Annotated in this window: 1 protein-coding gene and 1 other RNA gene; both read left to right on the forward strand. The window is 63.7% G+C overall.

Annotation, left to right across the window (positions count from 1 at the left end; genetic code table 11):
* Window positions 1–124 precede the first annotated feature (124 nt).
* Window positions 125–604, forward strand: a complete 480-nt coding sequence (smpB, locus tag AB2385_RS17100; RefSeq protein WP_367656212.1) for an SsrA-binding protein SmpB — start codon at window positions 125–127, stop codon at window positions 602–604.
* A 42-nt stretch (window positions 605–646) separates the two neighbouring features.
* Window positions 647–1,023, forward strand: a transfer-messenger RNA (tmRNA) gene (gene ssrA / locus AB2385_RS17105).
* The last annotated feature ends 72 nt before the right edge of the window (window positions 1,024–1,095 follow it).

Genomic DNA, 1,095 nt, shown 5'->3' on the forward strand with positions numbered 1-1,095 from the left:
AATCATACAGAACACTTTTGGAAGTGCGACGTACCCACTTTCACTTGACAGACCCTGGGAACTGCCTGCTATTGACACGCTTCCAGGCCCGCGGCATAATTAATAATCCAGGCGAGGTGAGATCATGGCCAGGACGAAGGCCAGAGACGAGCTGCAGCCCATTGCGGAGAACCGCAAGGCCCGCCACGACTACTTCGTGGAGGAGACCTACGAGGCCGGGATCGTTCTGGTCGGCTCCGAGGTCAAGTCTTGCCGCGCCGGGCGGGTCAACCTGCGTGATGCCTACGCCCAGATCAAGGACGGCGAGATCTACCTCTACGGCTGCCACATCAGCCCGTACGAGCAGGCCAATCTGTTCAACCACGAGCCGCTCAGGCCCCGCAAGCTGCTGATGCACAAGGCGGAGATTCAGCGCCTGTACGGCAAGGTCCGCGAGAAGGGTTTCACGCTGGTCCCGCTGCGGTTATACTTTAAGAAGGGTAAGGTCAAGGTCGAACTGGCCCTGGCGAAGGGCAAGCGGGCCTTCGACAAGCGCGAAGACATCGCCGCCCGCGAGGCGAAACGGGAGATGGCCCGGGCCCTGCGAGGCAAGTACGACGACTGATCCGCCCGCGTTGGCACGTGCCGGATGGCCCGGCAGCAACACGGGGGCGAAATAGGTTCGACGGGGGAGGATTCATCCAGGACAGCGAGCCGAGGTTGCGGCAGGCCTCGTTAAACAGGCCGCAAAGGATAAGTGCCAACGAAGAGTTCGCTCTCGCTGCGTAAGCAGCGCGCGGCCTGAGGCCGCGTTCGCTCCTCCGGATCGTGGGCACCGTGCGCCGGGGTTGTAGCGTCATCTAACGGGCTGTTCCTTCCGGGGTGACCGCGGACCCGGGAGGCGAGGATCCTGTCGCGGTTGGTCCGGACTGCAGCCCGCCGTCAGGCGGCAGCCTGGACGAGAACCAAAGTGACGGCTGCGCTCGGAGACGTCCTGTTTGAAACTCTTTCGGACGCGGGAGGCAGAGCCCGCCGCCTCCACCAGAAGCGAAGCGCCCCGCGGCCTTGAGGCCGTGGGGCGCTTTGCGCACGGGTTTCGTGCGGGGTGCATTACCT

The organism is Symbiobacterium sp., from assembly GCF_040797425.1.
Taxonomy (GTDB): Bacteria; Bacillota; Sulfobacillia; order Symbiobacteriales; family Symbiobacteriaceae; genus Symbiobacterium.

What these genes read in the sequence shown, in the direction of transcription:
- smpB (WP_367656212.1), top strand. Translation starts at nt 125, where the DNA reads ATGGCCAGGACGAAGGCCAGAGACGAGCTGCAGCCCATTGCGGAGAAC.